7 protein-coding genes and 1 pseudogene are annotated in these 14,713 nt (G+C 69.9%); 4 read left to right on the top strand and 4 right to left on the bottom strand.

Annotated features, from left to right (window positions below):
• Positions 1 to 189: 189 nt before the first annotated feature.
• Entirely contained in the window at positions 190 to 1,659 is a 1,470-nt protein-coding gene (locus ACFUO4_RS30840; RefSeq protein ID WP_383491010.1) for a non-reducing end alpha-L-arabinofuranosidase family hydrolase, read from the bottom strand.
• Positions 1,660 to 2,264: 605 nt separating this feature from the next.
• Between ACFUO4_RS30840 and ACFUO4_RS30835 the strand changes: the two genes are divergently transcribed.
• On the top strand, positions 2,265 to 3,701 hold the full coding sequence (locus tag ACFUO4_RS30835) for an endo-1,4-beta-xylanase (RefSeq protein WP_383491008.1): 1,437 nt from the start codon (positions 2,265 to 2,267) through the stop codon (positions 3,699 to 3,701).
• A gap of 141 nt (positions 3,702 to 3,842) precedes the next feature.
• Here ACFUO4_RS30835 and ACFUO4_RS30830 read toward each other — a convergent pair whose 3' ends face one another.
• Positions 3,843 to 6,302: a SpoIIE family protein phosphatase gene (locus tag ACFUO4_RS30830; protein WP_383491006.1), complete on the bottom strand. Its 2,460-nt coding sequence runs from the start codon at positions 6,300 to 6,302 to the stop codon at positions 3,843 to 3,845.
• Positions 6,303 to 6,654: 352 nt separating this feature from the next.
• On the opposite strand from ACFUO4_RS30830, the gene ACFUO4_RS30825 reads away from it, so the two are divergent.
• The 3 genes and pseudogenes from ACFUO4_RS30825 to ACFUO4_RS30815 form a co-directional block, all read left to right on the top strand.
• The gene (locus tag ACFUO4_RS30825) at positions 6,655 to 7,377 is read left to right on the top strand and encodes a FadR/GntR family transcriptional regulator (protein WP_383491004.1); all 723 of its coding nucleotides are present in this window, start codon (positions 6,655 to 6,657) and stop codon (positions 7,375 to 7,377) included.
• A gap of 317 nt (positions 7,378 to 7,694) precedes the next feature.
• Positions 7,695 to 10,526, top strand: coding sequence for a carbohydrate-binding protein (locus ACFUO4_RS30820; RefSeq protein ID WP_383491002.1), 2,832 nt, complete (start codon positions 7,695 to 7,697; stop codon positions 10,524 to 10,526).
• Between the two features lie 5 nt (positions 10,527 to 10,531).
• A pseudogene (locus tag ACFUO4_RS30815) lies at positions 10,532 to 11,731 on the top strand (ThuA domain-containing protein); the annotation flags it as partial.
• 103 nt (positions 11,732 to 11,834) lie between these two features.
• Here the strand turns inward: ACFUO4_RS30815 and ACFUO4_RS30810 are convergent.
• Both ACFUO4_RS30810 and ACFUO4_RS30805 read right to left on the bottom strand, forming a co-directional pair.
• Positions 11,835 to 12,941 (bottom strand): ricin-type beta-trefoil lectin domain protein, encoded by a 1,107-nt coding sequence (locus ACFUO4_RS30810; RefSeq protein WP_383491000.1) that lies wholly within the window; start codon positions 12,939 to 12,941, stop codon positions 11,835 to 11,837.
• An 80-nt stretch (positions 12,942 to 13,021) separates the two neighbouring features.
• Positions 13,022 to 14,431, bottom strand: a complete 1,410-nt coding sequence (locus tag ACFUO4_RS30805) for a non-reducing end alpha-L-arabinofuranosidase family hydrolase (RefSeq protein WP_383490998.1) — start codon at positions 14,429 to 14,431, stop codon at positions 13,022 to 13,024.
• Between the last annotated feature and the right edge of the window lie 282 nt (positions 14,432 to 14,713).

The following is a 14,713-nucleotide window of genomic DNA, read 5'->3' as shown; positions in this document are numbered from 1 at the left end:
GTGGAGCGGGTGGGTGAACGTCTTCGTACTCGCGGCGGCATCCCAGTAGGGAACCTGGTTGTCGAGGTCGGACACGGCAGAGCTTCCCCGAGAGCTTGGCCGAAGCCGCTCATGCTGCCACGCCGACCCTGGCGTCGGACCTGGGCGGGCTCAGTCTTTCGTCGAGCCCGCCCAGTCCTTGGCATGCCGTCAGCGCTGCAGTGTCAGCAGCCCCGGACGGTAGGGGAGGAGGCCGTAGTCGCCGCCCGAGTTGGGGCTGCGACCCTGGTAGAGGAGTTGCAGGTGGCAGGGGTCGACGGTCATGGTCTGGTCGGCGGTGGTGCGGATCAGTTCGCCGTGGCTGATGTCGTTGGTCCAGGTGGCGCCGCTGTTGGCCTTGCCCGCGAAGGGGTTGGACTCGGTGGCGGCCTGGGGGGTCCACGAACCGTTCAGGCTGGTGGCCGTGAACGACCGGAAGAAGCGCTGCTCACTGGCGCCCCGGGCCTCGACGATCATGAGGTAGCGGTTCTGGCCCTGGAGCTTGTACACCTGCGGTGCCTCGAACAGGTTCTTCTCCGTGTCGCTCATGACCGTCGTGTACGACGATCCGAAGTTGCCCGGGAAGTTCCCGATCGGCATGCTCGCCCGGTAGATCTTGCCGTTGTCGCCGGCGAAGAACAGGTACATGTTCTGGCTGTCACCGATGAGCGTCTGGTCGATGGGCCCTGTCCCGGAGCCGGAAATGCTTCCGGTGAACAGCGCCTGCGGAGCCGACCAGCCGTTGGGGTTGGTGGGATCGGTCGAGGTCCGGTAGGAGAACGCGGACCCGCCCCACTGGTAGGTGAGCACCCAGATGTTCTTCGGCGCGAAGTAGAACAGCGAGGGCGCGACGGCGGCGCTGGACATCGCGTTCTGGCCGGCCGAGGCCATGTCCGACCAGTTGGTGAACGGGGTGAAGTTCATCGAACCCCAACTCGACCCCGTGTCGTGCGTCGTGGCGTAGACGAGCTGCTTGCCGTTGTAGGGGGCGACGGTGAAGTCCTTGAGCGAGACCCATCCGGACCTGGGCTGCGCCAGCGCGCCCGTCGACGACCAGCGGTACGTCGACGGAAGATCACACGCGCTGGGGGTGTCGGCGCCGACCTTCACGAGCTGCCACTGCTGGTTGGTGCCGCCCCAGTCGTCGTACTGGACGATGTTCGCGCTGTCGGCGGTGGAGGCGCCCTGCACCTCGAGGGCCTTGTTGGTGTGGCGCGAGATGAGCCGTACGTAGCCGTCCGAGCTGTCGGCCAGCCGCCACTGCTGGTTGGTGGCGTTCAGGTCGGTCCACTGGACGATCGAACCGCCGTTCGCGGTCGACCAGTTGTAGAGATCCAGAACCTTGCCCGACAGGCGGGACTTGATGCGGTAGTAGCCGTCTCCGGAGGAGACGAACTGCCACTGCTGCTGGCTCTGGTCGTTCCTGGTCCACTGGGTGATCCGGGCGCCGTCGTTGGTCGCCATGTTGTAGACGTCCAGGGCCTTGCCACTGTTGCGGTTGACCAGCACGTACGTGGCGTTGGTATCGACCGTCGCCGCGCTGGCGGGCTGGGCGCCGAGGAAGGTGGCCACCAGCAGGAGCGGCGCGAGGACGGCGAGTAAGCGTCTGAGCAAAACGGTGTGCGGGTGGCGCAACCACATCGGAGGGCCTCCTTCGGGGGCGGGCGTGGTGGCGTCGGCGGACCGCGGAGCGGTGCGGCCGAAAAGAGGAACTCGTCGAAACTTTCGAGGAGTTCGCGGATCTTTCGACGCCACAACATAGAAATGAGGGGTCCTTCGGTCAAGGTCTCGCGCTGTTCTGTCTTCAAATAGCTCCGCCCCTTCAGGGGGGAGCGGGGGCTCGCATCGGCTGGGAGCGCTCGGAAGCGGCGTGCTGCGGCACGCCATCTCAAAGGGGCTGACCAGGCATGTGAAGGTGAAGCGGCGCCTTCGCCCGCCGACGGCCGTCACCTCCTGGGCCGTGTGGAATCAGCCCCCACTCGCGCGCCGGCGCCTGCTATCCGGCCTGATGCTTCATCGAATGTTTCGAAGCAGCCAAGGAAACTTTCTCGGTGAAACGTATTGACGATCCACTGACAATGCCTCAATCATCCGTCACCTAGGGGCGACCTGAGTTCGCAATACCGAACTGCATGAGCCGTGCGGAACGTTGAAGTATCCCCGTGCCCGTGCCGCAACAGCGCGCGGTGTCCGGTCTTCCCCCTGCGCTTCAGCCATTCCGTGATGTCTATCTTGGAGGCACAGCCATGGGCGTGAACGCCCTTCCCAGAGCCGCAGACCGTCGGAGGACCCGCAGCGCGCCGCTGGCGCTGCTCGCCATCGGCCTCAGCGCCGTTGTCGCGCTGGTGACGCCGCCGCCCGCGCACGCCGCCGAAAGCACACTCGGCGCCGCGGCGGCGCAGAGCGGCCGCTACTTCGGCACCGCCATCGCCTCGGGCAGGCTGGGCGACTCGGCGTACACCTCGATCGCGAACCGTGAGTTCAACATGGTCACGCCCGAGAACGAGATGAAGATCGACGCGACCGAGCCGCAGCGGGGCCAGTTCAACTTCACCTCCGGTGACCGCGTCTACAACTGGGCCGTGCAGAACGGCAAGAAGGTCCGCGGACACACCCTGGCCTGGCACTCCCAGCAGCCCGGCTGGATGCAGAGCCTCAGCGGCAGCAGCCTGCGCCAGGCGATGATCGACCACATCAACGGCGTGATGGCCCACTACAAAGGCAAGATCGCCCAGTGGGACGTCGTGAACGAGGCCTTCGCCGACGGCAATTCGGGCGCCCGGCGCGACTCCAACCTGCAGCGCACCGGCAACGACTGGATCGAGGTCGCCTTCCGCACCGCGCGCGCCGCCGACCCCGCCGCCAAGCTCTGCTACAACGACTACAACACCGACAACTGGACCTGGGCCAAGACCCAGGCCGTGTACAACATGGTCAAGGACTTCAAGCAGCGCGGCGTACCGATCGACTGCGTCGGCTTCCAGTCGCACTTCAACAACGACAGCCCGTACAACAGCAACTACCGCACCACGCTGCAGAGTTTCGCCGCCCTCGGCGTCGACGTGGCCGTCACCGAGCTCGACATCCAGGGCGCCTCGCCCACGACGTACGCCAACGTGGTGAACGACTGCCTGGCCGTCTCGCGCTGCCTCGGCGTCACCGTCTGGGGCGTGCGCGACAGCGACTCCTGGCGTGCGGAGCAGACGCCGCTGCTGTTCAACGGCGACGGCAGCAAGAAGGCCGCCTACACCTCCGTCCTCAACGCGCTCAACGGCGGCACCACCACGCCTCCTCCCTCGGGCGGCGGCGGACAGATCAAGGGTGTCGGCTCAGGCCGCTGCGTGGACGTTCCCAACTCCAGCCAGACCGACGGCACCCAGGTCCAGCTGTGGGACTGCAACAGCGGCACCAACCAGCAGTGGACGTCCACCAGTGCCGGTGAGCTCAGGGTCTACGGCAACAAGTGCCTGGACGCCGCCGGCACCGGCAACGGTGCCAAGGTCCAGATCTACAGCTGCTGGGGCGGCGCCAACCAGCAGTGGCGCATCAACTCCGACGGATCCATCGTCGGTGTCCAGTCCGGTCTCTGCCTCGACGCCGTCGGGAACGGTACCGCGAACGGCACCCAGATACAGCTGTACAGCTGCTCGGGCGGCAGCAACCAGCGCTGGACCCGCACATGACCCTCTGACGTGAGAGGCCGGCCGGCTGCCCACCGGCCGGCCTCTCACCTGTGGGAACAGCGTGCCGCTGCGTACGTGTGAGTCTCCGCAGGGGCACCGCTACGACATACGTGTCGAGCACGTGTGTCACATGCCCTGACGTCACGGCGGCGCGGACGGGGCGACGGTCTGGGCGCACCAGATGGTCTTGCCCTCGGTGGTGTGCCGCGTGCCCCACCCCTGGGTGAGCTGGGCGACGAGCAGCAGGCCCCGGCCGCCCTCGTCGAAGGCGCGGGCCCGGCGCAGGTGCGGGGCGGTGCTGCTGGCGTCGGAGACCTCGCAGATCAGGGCGGTGTCGCGGATCAGCCGCAGCCTGATCGGCGGTTCGCCGTAGCGGATGGCGTTGGTGACGAGCTCGCTGACGACCAGTTCCGTGACGAACGTCGCTTCCTCCAGGCCCCAGGCGTCCACCTGGTCGACGGCGAGCTTCCTGACGCGCGGCACCTGGGCGGTGTCGGGCTCGACCTCCCAGTCGGCGACGTGATGACTGGCCAGCGCGCGGGTGCGAACGAGCAGCAGGGCGGCGTCGTCGCTGCGGCGATCGGGGAGCATCGCGTCCATCACCGTGTCGCACAAGGGCTCCAACGAGGTGGTCGCGTCGCCGAGGGCGTGCTGGAGGTCGGTGATCCGCTGGTCGACGTCGCGCTCGCGGCTCTCCACCAGTCCGTCGGTGAAGAGAGCGAGCAGACTGCCCTCGGGCACTTCGAGCTCGGTGGCCTCGAACGGCAGGCCGCCGATGCCGAGGGGCGGTCCCGGGTGGGCGGGTACCGGGATCCTGGTGCCGTCCGGGGAGATGACCAGCGGCAGGGGATGGCCGGCGCTGGCCAGGGTGAAGCGCCGGGAGACGGGGTCGTAGACGGTGTACAGGCACGTGGCCCCGGACTCGCCGGTCGGCTGGAAGTGGTTGTCGGGCCGCAGGTCGGCGGCGAGGTGGAGAACCAGGTCGTCGAGGTGGGTCAGCAACTCGTCCGGTGGCAGGTCCACATCGGCGAGGGTGCGTACGGCCGTGCGCAGTCGGCCCATGCTGGCGGCGGCGTGCAGGCCGTGTCCGACCACGTCGCCGACGACCAGGGCGACCCGCGCGCCGGACAGCGGAATGACGTCGAACCAGTCACCGCCCACCTCCGTGCCGGTGCCCCCGGGCAGGTAGCGGGAGGCCACCTCGACCGCCTCCTGGTTCGGCGGCCCCTGCGGCAGCAGGCTGCGTTGCAGGGTCAGCGCGGTGGTGCGCTCGCGCGAGTACCGGCGGGCGTTGTCGATGGCGACGGCCGCCTTGGCGGCCAGCTCCTCGGCGAGGATCAGGTCGTCGGCGGTGAACGCCTCCGGCCGGTCCAGGCGGGAGAAGACGACGACGCCGAGCAGCGCGCCGCGCGCCCGGAGGGGCACGGTGATCCGGCCCGTCAGGCCGTCCGCGGCGAGGGAGTGGTCGATCACCGGGTTGCCCGGTGGCCAGTGGGCGGGGTCGGCGGCGAGCCCGGGCCCGAAGGCCCACTCGCCGCCCTGGCCGGGGTCGACGGCGAGCTCGACCGTGGATCTGCCGGTCGTCAGGCAGCGGGCGGCGACAGAACCGGCGCTGTGCGTGACCGGCGTCGTGGGCCCGGCGGCCCGGTCCGAGCCGTCCTGTGCGCTGTGCCGGGCGGCACGGACGAGGGTGACCGCCTCGTCCGGGTGGCCTGCGGACTCGGCAGGCGGTTCCTCTCCGCGCAGCACCTCGTCGAACAGGTCCACGCTGACCAGGTCGACGAATCGCGGCACCGGCGTCATGGCCAGTTCCCGGGCGGTGCCGATCACGTCGAGTGTCCGGCCGATGCCGCCGCTGGCGCTGTTGAGGATGAGCAGGCGTTGCCGAGCCCAGTACTCGGCGCTCATGTCGAATCCCCAGTTGGCGATCGCGCGGACGGTGCCTTCGGCATCGCGGACCGGCCAGATGCTCGTGGCCCAGGCATTGGCGTAGTCACTGCCGCGAGGTTGGAAGACAGTGATGAGGCGCGTGGGCTCACCCGTCCTGGCCACTTGGGCGAGCGCGTCGGTGTAGGGCTTGTCGTCCCGTTCGGGGAACAGCGTGCGGTCGAACTCGGGAAACACCTCGCGGTACTTCCTGCCGATCACTTGGTCCTCGGAGTGTGCGATCACCCGGGCGGAGGAGGCGTTGATCCACAGGAACCGCAGCTCAGGGTCGTACACACCCAGAGCGAAGGGACACTGCTCAAAGGCGCGGTCGGCGATCACCGGGCGACGTCCCCAGCGCTGGACGGTCACCACATGCCCGAGCCCCCGCCCGCCGGTGCCCGACAGCGGCTGGGACGTCACCACGGCGTCCACCACGGAGCCGTCCCGGTGACGCAGGGGGACGGGCCCCGCGGGGCCCCGGGCGATCTCCTGGCTCTCGGGGAACCCGGAGGGGGCGGGACCGGCCAGCAGATCGGTCACGGGGCGCCCGACGATGTCCTGCGCCGACCAGCCCAGCAGGAGCCGTCCGCCCTCGCTCCAGCCGCTCACTGCGCCGTCCGGGTCGACCACGACAGCGGCAGTGGGGGCATCGTGCTCGCCGGCCTTGTCCACGAGCGACACCTCCGTCCGGTGGCCGTGCCTGCCGAGGCACACTTCCAGCGGTTGCTTCCAGGCTAGATCCGCTGAGGCCGCGCGGCGCCCCGGCCAGGTCCGTTCCGGATCATCGCGGTGGGGCAGGGAGGGTTGCGGGCCCCCGGGCGCGGGGCGCCCGGACCGGCAGCACGGTCAAGGGCCGTGGGGGATGGCGCTGTGACCACGCGCGCCCCAGCCGTCGACGGCCATGCCGTTCATGTAGCTGCTGGGGGCTTCGCCGTACCCACTATCATCAAGGTCACCCTCGGTATGAGGACTCTGGAACAGGTCGGACGTGCTCGCGGGGCACGCCGAGGGGGAGGGGCGAGCGGTGTCACTGACGGACAAGGCGATCGAGCAGATCCGTGAACTGATCCGGACCGGAGCGCTGCCGCCCGGGTCGAAACTCCCGCCGGAGCCGGACCTCGCCGCCCAGCTGGGACTGTCCCGCAACCTCGCCCGCGAGGCGGTCAAGGCACTGGCCGTGGCGCGCGTGCTGGAGGTCAGGCGCGGTGACGGCACCTATGTCACCAGCCTCCAGCCGAGCCTGCTCCTGGAGGGGCTCGGCGGTGCGGTGGAGCTGCTGCAGGGCGACGCGGTCGCCCTGCAGGACCTCATGGAGGTACGGCGGCTCCTCGAACCGATGGCGACGGCCCTGGCCGCCACCCGGATCTCCGACGATCAATTGGCCGAGGTGAAGCGGCATCTGGACGCCATGCGGGAGGCGCGCGACGACGTCGAACTGCTCAACGCCCACGACGCCGCCTTCCATCGCGCCGTCGTCCTGGCCACGGGCAACGAGACGCTCCTGACCCTCCTGGAAGGCATCTCGGGCCGTACCCTGCGGGCCCGCATCTGGCGCGGCCTGGTCGACGACAAGGCCGGAGGCCGCACCCTCGCCGAGCACGAGGCGATCTTCAACGCGCTGTCCACCCGTGACGCCGCCCTCAGCCAGGCGGCCGCGCTGCTGCACGTGAGCAACACCGAGCAGTGGCTGAGGGGACACCTGAGCGCCGGAGAACCTCAGCCTTTCGAGCCGCCCGCGGGGGAGTGAGGGGCCGCCCGCGGGGGAGTTGGGGGTGCCCGCGGGGGAGAGGAGGCGGTACCGCCTCCGCGTGGCCGCTGCCTGATCGTCCTGGGCACCGCTTGGTGCAATATTGACAGGCTCTTGACAATTGCAGCGGTGCCCCGCAGCATGCAAGAGATCCGCGGACGCCTGAACTCACTTAGTTCAAGGCGTAATTTATCCGCGCTGCGCACCGAATGCACCAGGGCCCGGCGGCTTTTCGCCGTGCCCCGCACCGCCACACCCCGGCAAGCGCGGCCGGCGCGCGCCTTGCCTGACACCCGCACGTCAGGAAGGACACCCCCATGTTTCGGCGCCCTCGCGCGGGGCTGAGAACGCTCACCGCGCTCGCGCTTCTCCTGGCCGCCGCCGTCACGGCGGGCCCGGCCTCCGCCGCCCCGGCCGACCTCCCGCCCGGCGACTACCAGCAGGTCCAACTCGCCCTCGGCGCGGCAGAGCTGGGCGAACCCATGTCCCTGGCCGTCCTGCCCGACCGGTCCGCCCTGCACACCGCCCGCGACGGCACGATCCGGCTCACCGACGCCGCGGGCAACACCAGGCAGGTCGGCAAACTCGACGTCTACACCCATGACGAGGAGGGCCTGCAGGGCATCGCCGTCGACCCCTCCTTCACCGCCAACCGGTACATCTACGTCTACTACTCCCCGAAGCTGGACACCCCGGCCGGCGACGCGCCCGTCACCGGCAGCGCCGCCGACTTCGAGCGCTGGAAGGGACACCTCAACCTGTCCCGGTTCACGCTGCGCGCCGACGGCACCCTGGACCCCGCGAGCGAGAAGGTCCTCCTGGAGGTGCCCAACGACCGCGGCCAGTGCTGCCACGTCGGCGGTGACCTGGACTTCGACGCGGCCGGGAACCTGTATCTGACCACGGGCGACGACACCAACCCGTTCGACTCCGCCGGGTACGCGCCGCTCGACGAACGTACCAACCGCAACCCGCAGTTCGACGCCCAGCGCAGCGCCGGCAACACCAACGACCTGCGCGGCAAGGTCCTGCGGATCAAACCGACCGCCGCCGGCGGCTACACCGTCCCCGCGGGCAACCTCTTCGCACCGGGCACCGCGGGCACCCGCCCCGAGATCTACGCGATGGGCTTCCGCAATCCGTTCCGCATGTCCGTGGACCGCCCCACCGGCACGGTCTACCTCGGCGACTACGGCCCCGACGCCGGCGGCACCGATCCGAACCGCGGACCGGGCGGGCAGGTCGAGTTCGACCGCATCACGGCGCCCGGCAACTACGGCTGGCCGTACTGCACCGGCACCAACACCACGAGCGAGACGTACAACGAGTACACCTTCCCCAGCGGCCCCTCCGGAGCGAAGTACGACTGCCCGGGCGGTCCCGCCAACAACTCCTTCCGCAACACCGGCCAGGCCAAGCTCCCGCCCGGCAAGCCGAGTTGGATCAAGTACGGTCTGGACGGCTCACCGCCCGAGTTCGGCAGCGGGTCCGAGTCGCCGATGGGTGGCGAGGTCTACCGGTACGACGCCGGCTCGACGTCCACGGTGAAGTTCCCGCAGTCCCTCGACGGCCGCTTCTTCGCCGCCGAGTACGGGCGCCGGTGGATCAAGGCCGTCGAGGTGAAGGGCGACGGCAGCTACGGCACGATCGAGAACGTCCCCTGGACCGGCACCCAGGTGATGGACACCGACTTCGGCCCGGACGGCGCGCTGTACGTCCTGGACTACGGATCCGGCAGCAACAACCAGGCCCTGTACCGCATCGAGTACATCGCGGGCAGCAACCGCAACCCGGTGGCCCGGGCGTCCGCCGACCGCACCTCCGGAGCCCTCCCGCTCACCGTGCGGTTCTCCGCCCAGGGAAGCTCCGACCCCGAGGGCGGAGCGCTCACCTACTCCTGGAACTTCGGCGACGGCACCACGTCGACCGAGGCCGGCCCCAGCCACACCTACACCACGGCCGGCACCTACCGGCCCACCCTCACGGTCCGCGACCCGCAAGGGCTGACGGGCACCGCGAGCCTGGTGGTCACCGCGGGCAACACCGCGCCGACGGTGACCCTGCAACAGCCCCCGGACGGCCAGCCGTTCGCCTTCGGCGACACCGTGCCCTTCCGGGGGCAGGTCAGCGATCCCGAGGACGGCACCGTCGACTGCTCCAAGGTCAAGGTCACCTATCTCCTCGGCCATGACAGCCACACCCACGCCATCACCTCCACCAACGGCTGCCAGGGCAACCTGACCGTGCCCGCCGACGGGGAGCACGACAGCGCCGCCAACCTCTACGGAGTCCTCGACGCCGAGTACACCGACGCGGGCGGCCTGACCACGCACTCGGTGCGCACCCTGCAACCCCGCCACCGGCAGGGTGAGCACTTCGGCGCCCAGTCCGGCATCGAGATCGCCAACCACGCCGCCGCCGAGGGCGGCAGGACGGTCGGCTACACCGACGACGGCGACTGGATCTCGTTCAAGCCGTACGTCCTCGCGGGCGCCACGAAGCTGACCGCCCGGGTGTCCTCCGGCGGCGCGGGCGGCACACTCCAGGTCCGCGCCGGGTCCGCCACCGGCACCCTGCTCGGCACCGCCACGGTGCCGGTGACCGGCGGCTGGGACACCTTCACCGACGTCACCGCCAACCTCTCCGGCGCACCCGCCGGGACCACCGAGCTGTTCCTGGTGTTCCGCGGCCCGACCGGGCAGGGCAGCCTCTTCGACGTCGACGCCTTCACCCTCGGCTCCGGCTCCGCCACGACCACACCATGGGAGGCGGAGTCGTACAGCTCCGCCGCGGGCGTCCAGTCCGCCGCGCACGGGTCCGCGAGCGGCGGACTGACCCTGGGCTACATCGACAACGGCGACTGGGCGGGCTACGCCTCCGTCTCCACGGCAGGCGCGACCTCCGTCTCCGCCCGGGTCTCCTCCGCCGGCGCCGGCGGCACCCTCCAGTTCCGCTCCGGCTCGCAGACCGGGCCGCTGCTCGGCTCCGTGACGGTGCCGGTGACCGGGAGCTGGGACACCTTCACCACCGTCACCACCACGCTCAACGGCGCGGGAACGGGCCCGCTCTTCCTCACCTTCACCGGAGGAACCGGCAGCCTCTTCGACGTCGACACGTTCACGCTCGCCTCCGCGGCACGGAAGGAGTGATGACCATGACCACCCTGACGCGACGGCTGCGCCGCGGCGCGACGGCCTTGGCCCTGGCCGTACTGGGAGCCCTCGTGGCCCCGGTGCACACGGCACACGCGGCCTCCTTCGAGGTCCTCGTGTTCTCCCGGACGGCCGGGTTCCGGCACGACGCGATCCCGGCCGGCATCGACGCCCTGCGCACCCTCGGCGCACAGAACGACTTCTCCGTCACCGCCACCGAGGACCCCGGCGCCTTCACCGCCGCGAACCTCGCCGGCTACGAGGCCGTGGTCTTCCTGAACACCACCGGCGATGTCCTCAACACCGCCCAGCAGACCGCCCTTCAGACCTACGTCGACTCCGGAGGCGGCTATCTCGGCGTGCACGCCGCCGCCGACACCGAGTACGACTGGCCGTACTACGGCCAGCTGGTCGGCGCGTGGTTCCAGAGCCATCCCGCGATCCAGCAGGCCACGATCCGCACCGAGGACCGCACCCACCCGGCCACCTCCCATCTCGGCGCGACCTGGACCCGCACCGACGAGTGGTACAACTACCGCACCAACCCCCGCGCCGGTGTGCACGTCCTGCAGACCCTGGACGAAAGCACCTACAGCGGCGGCTCGATGGGCGCCGACCACCCCATCACCTGGTGCCACCGCCAGGGGCAGGGCCGCTCCTTCTACACCGGGCTCGGCCACACCATCGCCTCCTACACCGACCCGGCGTTCCGCTCCCTGCTGCTCGGCGCGGTGCGCTACACGGGCGGGCAGGCGGCGGCCGACTGCTCGGCCCCGGCGGGCACCGGCCAGGTCGAGGCCGAGGCGTACACCTCCGGCTCCGGCGTGCAGCCGGCCGCGCACGGCCCGGCGAGCGGCGGACAGACGCTCGGGTACATCGACAACGGTGACTGGGCCGGGTATGCGTCCGTGTCCACCGCGGGCGCCAGGACGTTCACGGCGAAGGTGTCCTCGGCGGGCGCGGGCGGCACGATCGAGGTCCGCTCGGGCTCGGCCACCGGCACCCTGCTCGCCACCGTGGCGGTGCCGGTGACCGGCGGCTGGGAGACCTTCACGACCCGGACCGCGACCCTCACCGGCTCCGCTTCGGGTCCGTTGTTCCTCCGGTTCACCGGCGGCGGGGGAGCGCTGTTCGACGTGGACACGTTCAGCCTCGGCACCGGCCCCACGGCCGGCGCCGTGCCTGACGTACACCTCACCCACTGACCCTGGTACGGCAGTCCTGCCGCCGGTGACACCGGCGGCAGGACTGCCGTACCTCGCCGTCTCGCCCGGGATCCGAGCCAGGCTCGGACCCCGGCCCGGGTCATCCGGCGGTCAGGGTGGTCCACTTCTGGTTGGTGCCGCCGTGGCAGTCCCACAACTGGAGCTGCGCGCCGTCGGCTGTGGACGCGCCCGGAACATCGAGGCAGCGGCCGGAGGCGGGGTTGCGGTAGCCGCCGTTGTAGGGCTGCCACACCTGGTTGGCGCCCCCGTGGCAGGTCCAGAGCTGCACCTTGGTGCCGTTGGCGACGGCCCCGCCGGCGGCGTCGAGACACTTGCCCATGGAGCGCAGGGTGCCGTCGGTGTAGGCGGACCAGTACTGGTTGGCGCTGTCGGCGCAGCTCCAGGTCTGGACGGCGGTCCCGTCGGCGGTGCCGGCGCCGTTGACGTCCATGCACTTGCCGGCGATGCCGGACTGGACGTGCGCCGGGGCGGGGGCGGGGTTCTTCAGCCACCCCGCGCTGTCTGCGGCCTGGATGCCGCGGTGGAAGGCGTCGGCCATCTTCTGGTAGCCGGCGTCGTTGGGATGCAGCGAGTCGGCCAGGTCGGCCGTGGTCAGGCCGCTCATGTCGACGAACCCGACGTGTTTGCCCGCGGCCTGTGCGTCACTGACGATCTGGCGGGTGGCCTGGTTGTACGTGCCCCGCCACCGCTCCTCGGAGCTGCTGGTGGACACGACCAGGGAGGCGACGAGGACGGTCGCGTCGGGGACGTCGGCGGTGACCTGGTTGACCAGCGACCTCAGCCGGGCGATCGCGCTGTCGACCTCGGAGGCCCCTTGCAGGTCGTTGGTACCGATGTGCAGCGTCACCACGTTGGGCCGGTAGCGGGTCAGCGAGGCGTCGGCGAGGGCGGCGATCTGGTCGGTGCGGTACCCGGAGTGGCCCTCGTTGTCGGGGTCGGACATCGAACCGTTGCGCACCGTGCCGACGAAGTCCAGCGGGTGGCCGTCCCCGGCGAGCTGGTTCCACAGCGGACCTCGGTAGCCGTTACCCGTGCTGCTCCCCACACCCCAGGTGATCGAGTCGCCCAACGGCATGACGCGTAAGGGGGTGTTGGGGGCGGCGGAGGCAGGAGCTGCACCTGTCGCCGTCACCCCGAGTGTGGTGGCGACAAGGGTGAGCACGGGCAGGATCCAGGGCTTTCTCATGCGGGCGTCCTCTTTGCGAGTGATGGCTGAATCAGCGGGTTGGCGGGCACGGCACCGGAAGCCGGTGCCGTGCCCGTGGGTCAGCGCTGCAGGGTGAGCAGACCCGGCCGCCACGGCAGCATGTTGTAGTCGGTGCCCGGCGGTGTGTTGGGGGACAGCCCCTGGTAGAGGAGTTGCAGGTTGCAGGGGTCGATGGTCTTGGTCTGGTCGGGGTTGTTGCGGACCAGGTCACCGTGGCTGATGTCGTTGGTCCAGGTGGCGCCGCTGTTGGCCTTGCCCGCGAAGGGGTTGGACTCGGTGGCGGCCTGCGGGGTCCAGGAACCGTTCAGGCTGGTGGCGGTGAAGGAGCGGAAGAAGCGCTGCTCGCTCGCACCCCGGGCCTCGACGATCATGAGGTACTGGTTCTGGCCCTGGACCTTGTACACCTCCGGTGCTTCGAACAGGTTCTTCACCGTGTCGCTCATGACCGTCGTGTACGACGAGCCGAAGTTGCCCGGGAAGTTCCCGATCGGCATGCTCGCCCGGTAGATGCTGCCGTTGTCCCCGGCGAAGAACAGGTACATGTTCTGGTCGTCGGCGATCAGGGTCTGGTCGATCGGCGCGGCGCCGCCCGGGAGGCTGCCGGTGAACAGCGCCTGCGGCGCGGACCAGCTGTTGGGGTTGGTGGGGTCGGTGGAGGTGCGGTAGAAGAAGGGCCACTGACCCCACTGGGACGCCAGTACCCAGATGTTCTTGGGCGCGAAGTAGATCAGGGTGGGCGCGACCGTGCCTGAGTTCATCCCGGTCTGGCCGGCCGACGCCATGTCGGACCAGTTCGTGAAGGGAGCGAAGCCCATCGAGCCGTATGACCCGGACTGGTTGACGGTCGAGCCGTAGACCAGGTGCTTGCCGTTGTACGTCACGTTGGTGAAGTCCTTGAGCGAGACCCAGCCGTTCGCCGGCTGCGCCAGCGCGCCGGTCGAGCTCCACCGGTACGTCGACGGCAGAGCACACGAGTTGGACGAGCCCAGGCCGGTCCACTTCTGGTTGCTGCCGCCGCTGCAGTTCCAGAGCTGTACTGCCGTGCCGTTGGCGGTGGCGGCGCCGGAGACGTCCAGGCACAGTCCGGACTCCACGGCGACGACGGTGCCGTCGGAGTTGACCCGCCACTGCTGGTTGGTGCCGCCGTTGCAGGACCAGATCACCGGCCGGGTCCCGGCCGTGGTGGCGTGGCCCGGGACGTCGAGACACTTGTTGCCGTAGACGGTCAGCTGGTTGTTGTCGGTGAGCGTCCACTGCTGGTTGGTCCCGCCGTGGCAGTCCCAGATCTGCAGGTTGGTGCCGTCGGTCTGGGCGGCGCCCGGTACATCGAGGCATCGGCCGGAGCCGGTGCCGCGCAAGGCGCCACTGGAGGCCGCCTGAGCGGGGTTGGCGACGAGCGTCGCCGCCGAGGCGACCAGGGCCGCGAGCACCAGGGGCAGGTGCCTGCGGCTGAACGTACGTCTGTGCATGGGGGACCTCATTCCTTGAGTGAGCGGTTCCCTCTGCCCCGTCCGGGGCTGCTGGACAGGCGTGCTGTGACGTTCTTGGTGTTCGATTTTTCGAACGATGGTCGAAGGGCTGGGCAGACGAGAACTGGGCGCAGGAGGCTCAGTCGGCAGCTGGTCTCGTCGTTCCGCTCATTCGACACGTGGGATGGATGAACACGTGGGATGGATTAACAGGCATGAACGTTGCCCGTGTCTAGAGTCGCGACACAAAACACCGGCTGTGTACGGAAGTTTGGCTGGCCG

The sequence above is a fragment of the Streptomyces sp. NPDC057280 genome (genome assembly GCF_042668605.1).
Classification (GTDB): Bacteria; Actinomycetota; Actinomycetes; order Streptomycetales; family Streptomycetaceae; genus Streptomyces.
This window is presented reverse-complemented; position numbering and strand designations above follow the sequence as displayed.

Excerpts from the sequence above, each read along its gene's own strand:
- ACFUO4_RS30820 (WP_383491002.1), top strand. The coding sequence starts at position 7,695 with ATGTTTCGGCGCCCTCGCGCGGGGCTGAGAACGCTCACCGCGCTCGCG.
- ACFUO4_RS30840 (WP_383491010.1), bottom strand. The coding sequence starts at position 1,659 with ATGTGGTTGCGCCACCCGCACACCGTTTTGCTCAGACGCTTACTCGCC.
- ACFUO4_RS30810 (WP_383491000.1), bottom strand. The coding sequence starts at position 12,941 with ATGAGAAAGCCCTGGATCCTGCCCGTGCTCACCCTTGTCGCCACCACA.
- ACFUO4_RS30835 (WP_383491008.1), top strand. The coding sequence starts at position 2,265 with ATGGGCGTGAACGCCCTTCCCAGAGCCGCAGACCGTCGGAGGACCCGC.
- ACFUO4_RS30805 (WP_383490998.1), bottom strand. The coding sequence starts at position 14,431 with ATGCACAGACGTACGTTCAGCCGCAGGCACCTGCCCCTGGTGCTCGCG.